At 63.0% G+C, this 12,369-nt stretch carries 12 protein-coding genes; 6 read left to right on the top strand and 6 right to left on the bottom strand.

The window, feature by feature from the left end; translation table 11 throughout:
* Nucleotides 1–3: 3 nt before the first annotated feature.
* Entirely contained in the window at nt 4–486 is a 483-nt protein-coding gene (locus tag BF95_RS03735) for a winged helix-turn-helix transcriptional regulator (protein ID WP_043149587.1), read from the bottom strand.
* 109 nt (nt 487–595) lie between these two features.
* Between BF95_RS03735 and BF95_RS03730 the strand changes: the two genes are divergently transcribed.
* Nucleotides 596–2,701: a RelA/SpoT family protein gene (locus tag BF95_RS03730; RefSeq protein WP_043149473.1), complete on the top strand. Its 2,106-nt coding sequence runs from the start codon at nt 596–598 to the stop codon at nt 2,699–2,701.
* 15 nt (nt 2,702–2,716) lie between these two features.
* Here the strand turns inward: BF95_RS03730 and BF95_RS03725 are convergent, their stop codons facing one another.
* On the bottom strand, nt 2,717–4,201 hold the full coding sequence (locus tag BF95_RS03725; RefSeq protein ID WP_200866873.1) for a DUF1593 domain-containing protein: 1,485 nt from the start codon (nt 4,199–4,201) through the stop codon (nt 2,717–2,719).
* Between the two features lie 422 nt (nt 4,202–4,623).
* Here BF95_RS03725 and rplJ point away from each other — a divergent pair, with 422 nt between their 5' ends.
* The 5 genes from rplJ to BF95_RS03700 all read left to right on the top strand — a co-directional run bounded on the left by rplJ (nt 4,624) and on the right by BF95_RS03700 (nt 8,398).
* Nucleotides 4,624–5,139, top strand: a complete 516-nt coding sequence (gene rplJ / locus BF95_RS03720; RefSeq protein ID WP_043149471.1) for a 50S ribosomal protein L10 — start codon at nt 4,624–4,626, stop codon at nt 5,137–5,139.
* Between the two features lie 76 nt (nt 5,140–5,215).
* Nucleotides 5,216–5,587, top strand: a complete 372-nt coding sequence (gene rplL, locus BF95_RS03715) for a 50S ribosomal protein L7/L12 (protein WP_043149469.1) — start codon at nt 5,216–5,218, stop codon at nt 5,585–5,587.
* A 174-nt stretch (nt 5,588–5,761) separates the two neighbouring features.
* On the top strand, nt 5,762–6,112 hold the full coding sequence (locus BF95_RS25460) for a hypothetical protein (RefSeq protein WP_051519835.1): 351 nt from the start codon (nt 5,762–5,764) through the stop codon (nt 6,110–6,112).
* A 347-nt stretch (nt 6,113–6,459) separates the two neighbouring features.
* Nucleotides 6,460–7,956 carry an ABC transporter substrate-binding protein gene (locus BF95_RS03705; RefSeq protein WP_043149466.1) on the top strand — a complete coding sequence of 499 codons (1,497 nt, stop codon included), beginning with the start codon at nt 6,460–6,462 and terminating at the stop codon, nt 7,954–7,956.
* Between the two features lie 19 nt (nt 7,957–7,975).
* Nucleotides 7,976–8,398: a DUF4112 domain-containing protein gene (locus BF95_RS03700; protein WP_043149463.1), complete on the top strand. Its 423-nt coding sequence runs from the start codon at nt 7,976–7,978 to the stop codon at nt 8,396–8,398.
* A gap of 3 nt (nt 8,399–8,401) precedes the next feature.
* On the opposite strand, the gene BF95_RS03695 is transcribed toward BF95_RS03700, so the two are convergent.
* The 4 genes from BF95_RS03695 to nadA are packed head-to-tail and all read right to left on the bottom strand — an operon-like array spanning nt 8,402 to nt 12,358.
* Nucleotides 8,402–9,199 carry a ribonuclease T2 family protein gene (locus BF95_RS03695; protein WP_081764021.1) on the bottom strand — a complete coding sequence of 266 codons (798 nt, stop codon included), beginning with the start codon at nt 9,197–9,199 and terminating at the stop codon, nt 8,402–8,404.
* Nucleotides 9,192–10,043: a carboxylating nicotinate-nucleotide diphosphorylase gene (gene nadC, locus BF95_RS03690; RefSeq protein WP_043149462.1), complete on the bottom strand. Its 852-nt coding sequence runs from the start codon at nt 10,041–10,043 to the stop codon at nt 9,192–9,194. The genes BF95_RS03695 and nadC overlap by 8 nt, the downstream gene beginning before the upstream one ends.
* A complete protein-coding gene (locus tag BF95_RS03685; RefSeq protein WP_043149460.1) occupies nt 10,024–11,343 on the bottom strand; it encodes a DUF2254 domain-containing protein in 1,320 nt (439 codons plus the stop codon). Before BF95_RS03685 ends, nadC begins: the two co-directional genes overlap by 20 nt.
* 28 nt (nt 11,344–11,371) lie before the next feature.
* A complete protein-coding gene (gene nadA, locus BF95_RS03680; protein WP_043149457.1) occupies nt 11,372–12,358 on the bottom strand; it encodes a quinolinate synthase NadA in 987 nt (328 codons plus the stop codon).
* Nucleotides 12,359–12,369 lie beyond the last annotated feature (11 nt).

The following is a 12,369-nucleotide window of genomic DNA, read 5'->3' as shown; positions in this document are numbered from 1 at the left end:
GGTTCAGGCCGCCGCTGCCGGTTCTTCGCCCATTGGCGTGATTTCGTCGGGGCACAGCCAGATCAGATCGGTCAGGTCCAGCGCCCGCCCGTCATGCGCCTGTATGGCGATGCGGCGGATCGGCTGGCCATCGCGCCTGTCGGCCAGCACCTGGCACGACACGGTGCCACAGCCCCAGCGTTCGCCCCATTGACGCAGCGCAATCATCGCAGGGGCCAGATCCTCGCCCTTTTGCGTCAAACGATATTCGACCTTGCGCCGGTCGCACTGCATCGGCTGGCGCAGCATGATGCCATTTTCCACCAACCGCGACAGGCGGTTGGCCAGGATGTTGCGGGCGATGCCCAGCGTCGACTGAAACTCTTCGAAATGGCGGATACCCGACAGCGCGCCGCGCAGAATAAGGAACGACCAGCGTTCGCCCATCATCTCCAGCGCGCTCGGCAGCGCGCATTGTTCCAGATCCTGGGCCAGATTTTGTGTCATCATCATATATATAGCGCAAAGCCACAGGCGTTGCAAAAGTGCAGCCTTATTCGGGCAAATGGGATTTTTTTGTTGCGTAACAAGGCACTTCCCACACAATCGGGAAACGATGTTACGCCAGTATGAACTTGTCGAACGGGTAAAGCGCTACGATCCGGATGCGGACGAAGCGATGATCAACCGCGCCTATGTGTTTTCGGTCCAGAAACATGGGAGCCAGAAACGCGCCAGCGGCGACCCCTATTTCAGCCATCCGATTGAAGTCGCGGGAATATTGACCGACTTTCATCTCGACGACCAGACCATCGTCACCGCATTGCTGCACGACACGATCGAAGACACGCTGGTCACTTATGAAGAGATAGAGGCCGCGTTCGGCAAGGATGTCGCCCGCATGGTCGATGGCGTGACCAAGCTGTCGAAGATCGAGGCCATGTCCGAAAATGAGCGGGCGGCGGAAAATCTGCGCAAATTCCTGCTCGCCATGTCGGACGATATCCGCGTGCTGCTGGTCAAGCTCGCCGACCGGCTGCACAATATGCGCACGCTGCATTTCATCAAGAATGAAACCAAGCGCCGCCGCATCGCCAAGGAGACGATGGACATCTATGCCCCGCTCGCCGAGCGGATCGGCATGTATGACTTCATGCGCGAGATGCAGCTTCTGTCGTTCCGCGAGTTGGAGCCGGACGCCTATGACAGCATCACCAGGCGGCTGGAGCAGTTGAAGGAAGGCGGCCATGACAAGGTCGACCGCATCGGCGCGGAATTGCAATTGCTGCTGGGCAGCCGCGACCTGCCGGTCACCGTGTCGGGGCGCGAGAAGCATCCCTATTCGATCTGGCGCAAGATGCAGGAGCGCCACATCAGCTTCGAGCAGCTGACCGACGTCATGGCGTTTCGCGTCATCACCGACAGCCCGGAAGATTGCTATCGCGCGCTCGGCGTCATCCACCAGACCTACAAAATGGTGCCCGGCCGCTTCAAGGATTATATCTCCACCCCCAAGCGCAACGGCTATCGGTCGATCCACACCACGGTCATCCATCAGGACAATGCCCGGATCGAGGTGCAGATCCGCAGCCGTGACATGCATAATCACGCCGAACTCGGCCTGGCGGCGCATTGGGCCTATAAGCAGAAGGGCGACGCCACCGACCAACAGGCCGCGTGGCTGCGCGACCTGGTCGAAATCCTTGAACAGAGCCAGGATGCCGACGAACTGCTCGAACATACGCGCATGGCGATGTATCAGGATCGCATCTTCGCCTTCTCCCCCAAGGGCGAACTGCATCAGTTGCCCAAGGGATCGACGCCAGTCGACTTCGCCTATGCCGTCCACACCTCGCTCGGCAACCAGACCGTGGGCGCGAAGGTCAATGGCCGCGTCGTGCCGTTGCGCACGTCCCTCGAAAATGGCGATCAGGTCGAAATCCTCAAATCCGGCGGGCAGGAGCCGCAGCCCGGCTGGCTGACCTTCGCCATCACCGGCAAGGCGCGCGCCGCCATACGCCGCTATATCCGCCAGAAGCAGCGCGGCGAGGAAATCAAGCTGGGCGAGAAACTCTATGACGAGATTCTCGGCCGCTTCTCGCCTGACCTGGCTAAGGAATTGGGGAACAAGGCACTGACGGGCGCGCTCAAGCGGCTGAAGCTCGACGATCGCGCCGCGCTGATGGTGGCGATCGCCACGCATCGCCTGCTCGATTCCGAAGTCATGGAAGCGCTCGTCCCCGGCTCCACCAGCGCGGTCGGCATGGAGGAAACCCATCCGCGCCAGCATGCCCCGGTGTCGATCCGCGGCCTGACGCCGGGCATCGCCTATAACCTTAGCGATTGCTGCCACCCGGTGCCAGGCGACCGCATCGTCGGCGTTCGCCGGACGGGCGAGCCGATCGAGGTCCACACCATCGATTGCCGCGCGCTCGAAGCGGGGCAGGATGACGACTGGATCGATTTGAGCTGGGACAGCAAGTCCAAGGGCGGCACCGCGCGCCTTTCGGTCATCGTCAAGAACCAGCCCGGCGCGCTGGCCGCCGTCGCCAACGTGTTCGGCGCGACCAAGGCGAATATCCTCAACCTGCAACTGGTCAACCGCGAAGGCCCGTTCCACACCGACGTCATCGACCTGGAAGTCGCCGACGCGCAGCATCTGATGCGGATATTGTCAGCGCTGCGCGCGATCGACGTGGTGGTGCAGGCGGATAGGGTTTAGCCCCTTCCGTAGCGATTAATGGCCGGGCGGGTTAGGCGTCACCGCGCAGGGATTGCCCTTGTCGCCATGGTTGGCACCCGGAACCGTGATGATCGCCCGCCGATAACGCGTCAGCTTTGGCGTGCCGGAATCCTGCACCTCCAATATGACGTGAATCTTGTAGGTCGATGGCGGCGTGAACTGGTCAAGCTGAACGGTCTTGCCGACCTCAACCTTCGTCTCAGTCCCTGTTTGCGTGGACAGCGTGACGTCTGGCGCAAATAGGCCTGTCGCTTCACGATACCAGAACCAGCGATATGTCAGTGCGTCGCCGTCGGGATCGCGCGACCCGATGGCCGAGAGGCTCACGGGCACCCCCGCGCACCCGGTCATTTCGACGGGGGCCAAGCCTTCCTGGCCATTCACCATAACCGTTGGCGCATGGTTGGCATCGGCATAGCGCGGCGACACGGACCAAGCCATTCGCGCGGCGAAATCATTCTGGAAAGCCGCGCGCCAGCGCCAGACCGTTGCCTGCGGCGTTGAATGAGACGCCCCGTCCGTGCCGACGACCGTGTCCGCCGTCGTCGTCCATAGCCCCAGATCGGTCGATAGCCGTTCGTAGCGCCCGCCCCAACCACCCCAATCGGGCCGTTCCTGAACCGAAAGGCCATTGGAAATCAGGTTCAGGAAAGACGGGGTGTCCCCTTCCATGATGTAGGCGGGCAGCGGGTAGCTGGCCCCCAACGGGCCTTTGGCGACGATATTCGCGCTCAGCCATGCCTTGCTGACCGGCTCTGGATCAGCACCTGGCGCTGGTGCTGAAATGCCGGTCCAGGTCGCCAGCCGATAGCGCGTGAAGCCATGAATATTGGCGACCCAGAATAATTTGGGAAAATAGGCCCGCGCCCATGGCCCAGCATCATCCTGGTCGGAAATCGAATAAACGCGCAGCTTGGCGACGAACCGGTCGAGTTCCGCCTGCGTCCGCGTTGCGCGCACGGTCCAGAGCGCTTGGGCGAGATCCGCAGCGCCACCCCAAATGGCGATCCATAGCGGGCGCGGGTCAGGCCGATCCACCGCCTCGATGATCAGGCGCGATGCTGCGCTGTCCTTGCCCGGTCCTACGCCGAGCATTCCGTAGACTGCGCTCCCCGACAATGTGACTGCTCGCAACCGCTCGACGCTGGGATAGCGATCATCATGGATCTTCAGATTGGTTAGAGATTGACCATAGGCGGCCAACCTTTCCTCGATCATACCCTTATTCGGGCCGGTCGGCAGATGGCGCGATGTCGAAGCCACCAGTCCTTCGATCTGCATTTCATTGGCATAGGTCAACAACCGGACCATCGATTCCGAATCGTCGGGCTCGTTGCCGATATCGGTCAGCACGATCAACCGGGGCCGTGCGATATCCTGGGCCGATCGCGCGGCGGGTGCGGCGTGGATGGGCATAGCCATAGCCAGCCCGCCACACAGGAACGCGCGCGCAGCCCGCTTCATCTTCGTCCGCATCATGCCTCTCCCTTACGATCCAGGTCGTTCGTCTCCGTTTGGCCATCGCGGCAAGGCTGGTCAATGCCCTGGCCATTCCGCAGGCTCTCCCTGCTTCGTCATCATGAAGGCACGGTATGATCAGACCGCCGTCGTACAGTTTCCACGTGACAAAGTGCGCCCCTTCCGCTAACGGCCCGGTAGCGAACCCTTCGGGGTTCACCGTCCGAGACAGTTGGTGAAGGGAATATGCCCTTCTTAATGTCCAGCCTAGACGGGGAAAAGTTCTTTACCGAACGGGCCGTGCGCCCGATTCGGGTCTGCCTGTTCCAGTCAAACGGATGCGGGCCAGTCGATCTCTCCCCTTCGGACTTAGTGCCCCGTGGCTTATCCCACGGGTTTTAAGCGTTCGTCGGATTTCCGGCGAACAGAAAGTGGAGAATGGCATGGATCGTAATCAGAAAGCTGAGGTCGTTTCCGCGCTGAACGCAGAGCTGGCAGAAGTTGGCGTGGTCGTCGTGACCCGCAACCTTGGCATGACCGTCGCCCAGTCGACGGTCCTGCGCCAGAAGATGCGTGAAGCGGGCGCGACCTATAAGGTTACGAAGAACCGCCTCGCTCGTATCGCCCTTGATGGCACCGACTATGCCGGCCTCAGCGACATGCTGACCGGTCCTGTCGGCCTTGCCACCTCGGCCGATCCGGTTGCAGCTGCCAAGGTTGCAGTCGAATTCGCCAAGACCAACGACAAGATCGAAATCGTTGGCGGCGCGATGGGCGGAATGCTGCTCGATGCAGAGGGCGTCAAGGCGCTCGCATCGATGCCGTCGCTGGACGAACTGCGTGCAAAGATTATCGGCCTCATCCAGGCGCCGGCAACCAAGCTCGCTACCGTCATTCAGACACCGGCTTCGCAGCTCGCGCGGGTCTTCAACGCCTATGCGGAGAAGGACGCAGCCTAAGGGCTGCCCCCGACCCCTTTTCGTTTGACTCACAATCTGACGGGGCAAACGGCCCCAAAGTAAGGAAATATTGCACATGGCAGACATCAACGCACTGGTCGAACAGCTTTCGGCCCTCACCGTCCTCGAAGCCGCCGACCTGTCGAAGGCTCTGGAAGAAAAGTGGGGCGTTAGCGCCGCTGCTGCCGTCGCCGTCGCTGGCCCGGCCGCTGCCGCTGCCCCGGCTGCTGAAGAGCAGACCGAATTCGACGTCATCCTGACCGGCGACGGTGGCAAGAAGATCAACGTCATCAAGGAAGTCCGCGCCATCACCGGCCTGGGTCTGACCGAAGCCAAGACGCTGGTCGAATCGGCTCCCAAGGCCGTCAAGGAAGGCGTCAACAAGGACGAGGCCAACAAGGTCAAGGCTCAGCTGGAAGCCGCTGGCGCGACCGTCGAACTCAAGTAATCGATGTGCCCCGCCCCGGACCATCCGGGACATGCGGGGCACAGCGCTCCGGTTTCGACCGGACGATATCGGGCGGCTCCTTATGGGGTCGCCCTTTTTCGTGGACGGAGGCGCGCCGTTTCGTGGATGGGCAGCAGGTGTTGGCCCAAGAGCCACGATAGGAGAACACAGGGTATGAACGCGGTGGCCTTGCGGGCTTTTATTCTGCTCATCGTCGGCGGACTATATTGGCAGGCGGTGTGTCAGGTGACAGGCGCGCGCGAGCCCTGGGATGCCGATGCCTACTGGTATCTTTGGTATCCCATTTCCTGCCTGTTGTCGGCGATTGCCGGGGTTTCGTTCAGGAAGACCGGCTGGCTTGCGGGCGGCATAATCACGTTTTCGCAACTTCCGATCCTATGGCTTAACAGCGGAACAGGTCCGTTGATGGCGGTCGGGTTGCTGTTCCTGAGCATGTTAGCGGTTCCCACCATAGCATTGTCGGCGCTGACAGGCTGGCTTGCAGCGCGCGGTCGCTCTGCCTGAACGGCGGAAATGGTCGTAAGGTGACGGATGCCTAACGCCGTTTGGCTTTGGGGTCGGACTTCTTCAAGCCGCCTTTTGCGATCTTGTTTTCCAGCACGGGCGGTTGGCAGGCTATACCCACATTGGAACAAACCTGCTTCCCCGCTATGATCTTACAGGCTCGGCAGGGCTGCGAAACAGGCGGAGCGATGACAGCGGATAGGGCGACGATGATGGCTAGCATGACCACATGTTACCATGCCCCCCACATCTAGCCATCTCTACCCCTATGAAAAATCGCGCCACCGTTCCCCTCAGCCGCCATGACGGTTGGCGGCGGGGCGATAGCGGGCTAGGTCTGTAGGGCCATGTCCGCCCGCCCCGCCCCGCTGCGTCGCCACCGCTCCCTGATCGCTGCCCTTGCTGCGCTCCTGGCGATTGGCGGTTGTTCCAGCAAAAGCAGCGGCCCGGTCGTCGTCAGCGTCGTTGGCGACCGCGAAGATGTCACCAAGCCGCTGCAGCAATTGCCCGACCCGGCGGCCAAGCTGATCCTGGAAGCCACCGCGCAGGGGCTGGTCGCCTTCGACGCCAGCGGCGAAATCCTGCCGGCGCTGGCCCAGCGTTGGATCGTCGAGGATGACGGGCGCAGCTATATCTTCCGTCTGCGCCGCGCCTTTTGGCCCGACGGTACGCGCGTTACCGCGCGCGATGTGGCCCGGATGCTGCTCTCGCGAATCGTTGCGCAGCGGCGGCTTGATCCCGACGGACCGCTTGATGCGGTGCAGAGCGTGGTGCCGATGACCGGCGAAGTGATCGAAATCAAACTGGCCGTCGCACGCCCCTTCCTTCTCCAGATGCTCGCCCAGCCGCAAATGGCGATCCTCTCGCGCGAGGGCGGGACCGGCCCCTATCGGCGGGCGCAACAGGGCGAGGCCCTCTTCCTGACCCCCATCGACCGCGCGACGAGCGACGAGGATGTCGATGAGGACGAGCCGATCCCGCCGTCGCAAACGCGGGTGCTGCGCGCCGAAAATGCCGCGCTCGCCATCATCCGCTTCCGCGAGGAACGGGCCGCGCTGGTCCTGGGCGGTCGCTTTGTCGACCTGCCGCTGCTCCTGCCCGCCGGGGTGGAGCGCGACGCGGTCAGGACCGATCCGGTCCAGGGCATGCTGGGGCTTGCCGTCACCGGGCGGGGCAAGCTGCTCAACGACGACTATGTTCGTGCGGCCATCAACATGACGATCGACCGGAGCGCCTTGTCCGCGCTATTTCCGCTCGGCGGCTGGGCGACGAGCGAGCAGATCCTGCCCTCCGCGCTCGATCTGGGTCGGTCGCCGACCGCCCCCGCCTGGGCTGGGCAGACGATCGACGAGCGTCGCGCGCTGGGCAACGCCACCATGACCCGTTGGCGCGCCGACAATGGCGATCCGGCACCGCTCCGCATCGCCTTGCCACAGGGGCCGGGCGCGACGCTGATCTTCGGCCTGCTGCGCCGCGACCTTGCCGCGATCGGCCTGACCGCACAGCGCGTGCCGATGAAACAGAAGGACGCGGACCTGCGCCTGATCGACGAGGTTGCACCCTATGACAGTGCGCTCTGGTATCTGGGGCGCATCGGTTGCGCCCGTGCGGTCCATTGCAGCGACGCCGCCGATGCCGAGCTACAGGCCGCCAGCCTCGCCAGCGACAGCGCCAACCGGATCGCCCATATCGCCCAGGCCGAAGCGCTGATGCAGGCCCATAATGGCTATATCGCGCTGGGCGCGCCGATCCGCTGGTCGTTGGTCTCCAAACGCTTGAACGGCTTTCAATCCTCGCGCCGTGCGCGCCACCCATTGAACCATCTGTTCCGCCGCCCCAATTAAAGGGAAAGGAGACAGGCAGATGGCGTTATCGCAGGACCAGTTCGATCGTGTGGTGCGGGACATGCCCGGCTTTGGCCGCGATCCCGCATCGGTACGCCGCCGGATCGAGGCGATGGAAGCGATGCTGGAAGGCTTGTTCGTCATTCCCGGCACCAACCGCCGGGTCGGCCTCGATAGTCTTGTGGGCCTGATCCCGGTCGTCGGCGACCTTGCCACCGCCGCAATGGGTGCCTGGATCGTGTGGGAAGCCCGCAACCTTGGCATGTCGAAATGGCAGTTGACGCGCATGGCGGGCAATATCGGCGTCGATACGCTGATCGGTGCCATCCCTTTTGCAGGCGACCTGTTCGATTTCCTCTATAAGTCGAACACCAAGAATCTGCGGATCATCCGCAAGCATATGGACAAGCATCACCCCTCGACTGCGACGATCGACGCCTGATCCTCAAGGCGCGCTGGCGTCGCGTTCCGGCTGCATCTGGCGCAGGAGCGCAGCGGTGGCGGGACGGGCCTGGCTGGGTCGGCTATCGGCGATCCGCGGCCCCGGTGCGATCCGCAGGTAGCTGGCCGGGGCGGCTCCGCCCTGATGCACTGGGCAGCGGGTGAACTGCATCGCCCGGTCCATGCACAGCCACACTTCGCTCAGCCAGTCGCCGCGCGTCGTCGTCACGCGTAGCATGTCGGGCCGCAACCCCTTGTTGGCGCGCGCAAAAGCGTCGGCAAATTTCGCCACCGTCAGATTTTCGGTCGCCGCCAGCGCGGTCATGTCGGGATAGCGTATCGACTGGTAGAGCGTGCGCGACAGGTTGAAATATCGCTCCGGCCGGGTCGTCATGCAGGTGCCATGTTTGGCCCATTCATGCTGGATCAGTTGCACCGACGGCGTCGTGCAGAGATTGTCGCGAATCACTTTTCGCGGCAGCAGATCGGCGGGGCGGCAATATTGCGGCCATTCCTTGCCGAACCCGTCAGGCCATAGGCCGTGGAGGGTAAAACCAAAGCGCCCGGTCTTGCCGCCACACTGCAGCGTCTGTTTCCCGCCCCGCGCGCTCGCACAATATTGCGGCGACCAACTGAGCGCCAACGTATAACTGCCGATCGGCAGAACGCGCTTGGGCTGCTTGTCGCTTGGCCCGTCGATGACGGGCCGGGCGATCTGCGCGGGCGGTCGGCATTGCGCCGCCTGCGCCAGCGCGGTTCCCGGCAGCGCAATCAACGCCAACGCGGCGGCCGCCTTAAGCATAAGCGAAGTCCAGCCCGATATCCGCCGCCGGGGCCGACTGGGTCAGCCGCCCGACGCTGATATAGGTGACGCCTGTGCTCGCCTTCGCGCGGATCGTGTCGAGCGTCACGCCGCCCGAAGCCTCGGTCGGGACGCGATTGGCTACCAAGGCAGCCGCTTCGCGCAGCATCGCGGCATCCATGTTATCGAACAGCAGATGGGTGCCGCCTGCGCGCAAAGCCGGTTCGATCTGGTCGATCCGGTCGACCTCGACGATGATCCGTTCGACCCCGGCATCGACCGCGCGGCGCACCGCTTGCTCGACCGACCCGGCCACCGCGACATGATTATCCTTGATCATCGCGGCATCCCACAGCCCCATGCGATGGTTGGTCGCCCCGCCCATGCGCGTCGCATATTTTTCCAGCACGCGCAGGCCAGGAATGGTCTTGCGGGTGTCGAGCAGGATCGCCCCGGTGCCTTCGATCGCATCGACATAGGTTCGTGTCATCGTCGCGATGCCACTGAGATGCTGCACCGTGTTGAGCGCCGAGCGCTCAGCCGTCAGCATCGCCCGCGCCCGTCCCCGAAGGCGCAACAGGTCGGTCCCCGCCGCGACCTGTTCGCCATCCTGGCGCAATTGTTCGATCTCGACATCGGGGTCGAGCGCCCGGAAAAAGGCGATCGCAATCGGCAGACCTGCCAGCGTCACCGGATCGCGCGCATCCATGACCCCGTCGAAGATAGCGTCGGCGGGGATCACTGCCTCGCTAGTGACGTCGCGGGCGTCCGGGCCGAGGTCTTCGGCCAGCGTGGTGGCCACAAAGGCGTTCAGGTCGAAACCATCAAGAGCAAAGTCGTTCATCCGCGTCGTCTTTCATGGCTCGATCAAAATCGCAATAGTGGGCTTCCAGTTCCCCCAGCGCCGGGCCGTCCAGCGCCAAACGCGCCTGCTCGATCAACCGGGCGCCTTCCATGCGCAGCCGCGCACGCCGGGTGTCCAGGGCCACGGCCGTGGCTGCACCCTTCAGGCAATTGAGGAACTGCGCCGCTGCGATCGGGCTGGTTGCGGCGGCCGACATGATGCCGCCAAAGCCGCGTGTCACGAAATGATCGAAATCATCGTTGAGCGGCACGACCCGGTTCCAGTCATAATCGCCCCGGTCCGGCCCGCCGCGCAAGTCGCGCTGACCGATCGCCGCCGTCGCCGCGCCCAGCCAATGCATGGCCGTCACCGCCGTGAACGGATCGTTGATGCCCGGCGACAAGGCGCGCAGGGCGATCTCGACCAGTTCGTCGATCAGAAATTCTATGTCCTGCGCAGGCGAGCGCATAACCCCCGTCGAAAAGCAGTCCTGCACAGCCTCGCGCATCGCATCGTCGATCTTCGCACCGACGACCCCTACCAGCGCGATACCGGGATGCACGAAATCGCCCGGCCGCAGGCGCAGTTCGAGCCGGCATCCGGCATCGCGCGCAATCTCGTCCAGCCCGGCAAAATCGACAATCTGGATATAGCCTGTGCCATGGGCTTTGATCTGTTCGCCCTGCGGTGCGTCTCCGACGCTTTCCTCGATACAATCATCGGGGAAACGTTCGTGTACTTCGCGCAGCAAGCGCGCGCCAATCCCCTCCAGAACCGCATTGATGCGGATGCTCGATGGCACATGGTTGAGGAAATAGACCAGGATGGCAATCGATACGCCCATCAGCAGCGTCGCGATCACCAGCGACAATTGCGGCACGAAACCGGGGTCGCCCATGCTCTCCTTCACATCGCGCACCACGCGCAACACCAACACCGCATAGACAAAGGTCGCGATAAAGGTTGCCAGCGACAATTGGTTGCCGCGATCTTCCATGAAATTGGAGAGGAGGCGCGGCCCATAGCTGCCCGACGCATAGACGACGGCTGCGATCGTGATCGAAAATACGGTGGACGCCACGCCGATCATCGACCCGGCTATGACGTTGAGAATGGTGCGCGCGCCTTCGGGTCGGACGATATCGATCCAGTCGTGCTGCGCCAGCCAGACCGACCCACCCTGGCGATCGACCCATACCGTGGCAAAGGCCAGCAGCGTCGCCAGCGTTGTGAACAAGGCCGGATAGAACCAGTAGCTGGCCCGTGTTTCCTGCCAGCGCGCGCGCAGCCGGGCGATCATTGCCGTGCGGCCTTCACCCCAGGCCTTTTCACCGCGGACCTACGTCGCCCAGCCCCACCGTGGCGCTCGCCATTTCCAGCATCTTGTCCAGGCTCTTCTTCGCGCCCAGGCGCAGCGTTTCGTCCATTTCGATGCGCGGTTGCAGGTCGCGCAGCGCGAGGTACAGCTTCTCCATCGTGTTTAGCGCCATATAGGGACAGATATTGCAGTTGCAGTTGCCGTCCGCGCCCGGCGCGCCGATGAACTGCTTGTCCGGCACCGCCTTTTCCATCTGGTGGATGATATGCGGTTCGGTCGCGACGATCAGCGTGTCGCCGGGCATCGTCTTGGCGAAATCCAGGATGCCGCTGGTCGACCCGACATAGTCGGCGTGGTCGATGATATAGGGCGGGCATTCGGGGTGCGCGGCGACCGGCGCGTCCGGGTGCTGCGCCTTGAGCTTGAGCAATTCGGTTTCGCTGAACGCCTCATGCACGATGCACACGCCCGGCCACAGCAGCATGTCACGGCCAAGCTTGCGCGCGAGATAGCCGCCCAGATGCTTGTCGGGGCCAAAGATGATCTTCTGGTCCAGCGGAATTTGCGACAGGATCTTCTCGGCGGAGGAGGACGTCACGATGATGTCGGACAGCGCCTTCACCTCGGCCGAGCAGTTGATGTAGCTAAGCGCGATATGGTCGGGATGGGCTTCGCGAAACGCCTTGAACTGGGCAGGAGGGCAAGAGTCTTCCAGGCTGCAACCCGCATCCATGTCGGGCAGCACGACGATCTTGTCGGGCGACAGGATCTTGGCCGTTTCGGCCATGAATCGCACGCCGCAAAAGGCGATCACGTCCGCGTCCGTCTCCGCCGCCTTGCGCGACAATTCCAGCGAATCGCCGACGAAATCGGACAAGTCCTGAATTTCGGGCGACTGATAATAATGGCCCAGGATCACGGCATTGCGCTCCTTGCGCAGCCGCTCGATCTCGCCGCGCAGGTCGATGCCCTGCGGAATGCTGGTAAAAGCGTTCATACCCTGTAACT

The sequence above is a fragment of the Sphingobium sp. Ant17 genome (assembly GCF_000588875.1).
Taxonomy (GTDB): Bacteria; Pseudomonadota; Alphaproteobacteria; order Sphingomonadales; family Sphingomonadaceae; genus Sphingobium.
This window is presented reverse-complemented; position numbering and strand designations above follow the sequence as displayed.

Excerpts from the sequence above, each read along its gene's own strand:
- nadA (WP_043149457.1), bottom strand. The coding sequence starts at position 12,358 with ATGAACGCTTTTACCAGCATTCCGCAGGGCATCGACCTGCGCGGCGAG.
- BF95_RS03725 (WP_200866873.1), bottom strand. The coding sequence starts at position 4,201 with ATGATGCGGACGAAGATGAAGCGGGCTGCGCGCGCGTTCCTGTGTGGC.
- BF95_RS25460 (WP_051519835.1), top strand. The coding sequence starts at position 5,762 with ATGAACGCGGTGGCCTTGCGGGCTTTTATTCTGCTCATCGTCGGCGGA.
- rplL (WP_043149469.1), top strand. The coding sequence starts at position 5,216 with ATGGCAGACATCAACGCACTGGTCGAACAGCTTTCGGCCCTCACCGTC.
- BF95_RS03730 (WP_043149473.1), top strand. The coding sequence starts at position 596 with ATGTTACGCCAGTATGAACTTGTCGAACGGGTAAAGCGCTACGATCCG.
- rplJ (WP_043149471.1), top strand. The coding sequence starts at position 4,624 with ATGGATCGTAATCAGAAAGCTGAGGTCGTTTCCGCGCTGAACGCAGAG.
- BF95_RS03695 (WP_081764021.1), bottom strand. The coding sequence starts at position 9,199 with ATGCTTAAGGCGGCCGCCGCGTTGGCGTTGATTGCGCTGCCGGGAACC.
- BF95_RS03700 (WP_043149463.1), top strand. The coding sequence starts at position 7,976 with ATGGCGTTATCGCAGGACCAGTTCGATCGTGTGGTGCGGGACATGCCC.
- BF95_RS03735 (WP_043149587.1), bottom strand. The coding sequence starts at position 486 with ATGACACAAAATCTGGCCCAGGATCTGGAACAATGCGCGCTGCCGAGC.
- BF95_RS03705 (WP_043149466.1), top strand. The coding sequence starts at position 6,460 with ATGTCCGCCCGCCCCGCCCCGCTGCGTCGCCACCGCTCCCTGATCGCT.
- nadC (WP_043149462.1), bottom strand. The coding sequence starts at position 10,043 with ATGAACGACTTTGCTCTTGATGGTTTCGACCTGAACGCCTTTGTGGCC.
- BF95_RS03685 (WP_043149460.1), bottom strand. The coding sequence starts at position 11,343 with ATGATCGCCCGGCTGCGCGCGCGCTGGCAGGAAACACGGGCCAGCTAC.